At 49.4% G+C, this 482-nt stretch carries 1 tRNA gene and 1 rRNA gene; both read right to left on the bottom strand.

Annotation, left to right across the window (positions count from 1 at the left end):
* Positions 1 to 60 precede the first annotated feature (60 nt).
* Positions 61 to 136: transfer RNA gene (locus tag J9889_RS17210), tRNA-Glu, on the bottom strand.
* A gap of 277 nt (positions 137 to 413) precedes the next feature.
* Positions 414 to 482, bottom strand: a 16S ribosomal RNA gene (locus J9889_RS17205); the annotation flags it as partial.

Below are 482 nucleotides of genomic sequence, written 5' to 3'. Positions count from 1 at the left end.
CGAAGAAAACAGACATAAACATGACTGCTTATGTCTGCATTCTTGAGCTGCGAAGAGAAGTGGCGTCCCCTAGGGGATTCGAACCCCTGTTACCGCCGTGAAAGGGCGGTGTCCTAGGCCTCTAGACGAAGGGGACGAAAATCATGCTTTGCGAAGGTCACTTCGCAATGATTTTCGTAAAGGCGACGCCGAGCCTGCGAGGCTAGCGGCCTTTAGCGCTGTTCGTTGTTATCGCTAACTTTGAATTGGGTAGCAACTTGCGCCGCTATTCACATCCCAACCCAACGAACGGGCTTCTCTCATTCAACCGAAGTTGAATCAGAACCGATGCATTTCTGCATCAGGTCTTTGCTCTAACTACTTTGAATCAAGGCAATCTGTGTGAACACTCAACAACTTCGTCATCATTAAGGTAAGGAGGTGATCCAACCCCAGGTTCCCCTAGGGTTACCTTGTTACGACTTCACCCCAGTCATGAATCA

This window comes from Aeromonas sp. PrichA-15 (genome assembly GCF_017939245.1).
Classification (GTDB): Bacteria; Pseudomonadota; Gammaproteobacteria; order Enterobacterales; family Aeromonadaceae; genus Aeromonas; species Aeromonas caviae.
The sequence above is the reverse complement of the archived record's forward strand: the minus strand, read 5'-3'. Positions and strand labels throughout refer to the sequence as shown.